This is a genomic window from Celeribacter ethanolicus (genome assembly GCF_001550095.1).
GTDB lineage: Bacteria > Pseudomonadota > Alphaproteobacteria > Rhodobacterales > Rhodobacteraceae > Celeribacter > Celeribacter ethanolicus.
This window is the reverse complement of the sequence record NZ_LRUC01000050.1, coordinates 703-929: the sequence shown is the minus strand read 5'-3', so window position 1 is coordinate 929 and position 227 is coordinate 703.

Here is a 227-nt window from a genome sequence, read left to right as displayed (position 1 = left end):
TTCGTTGCTCGGCGCACGAATGTCCGGTTTGCGGATATGCCCGCTCACACCAAGTACGTTCTCTCGCTCATGGCACCACTCTCTCCATTTTCCCCTTGAGTTCAGTCTTCTAAAAACTAGGATCACCCTAATTCATTCATATTATTCCGGTATTCCCACATGTCATTCTTTTCTCAAACCTCCCGCATGGGTCGCCTGACCACCGCACTTGGCGAGGACGTTTTGGT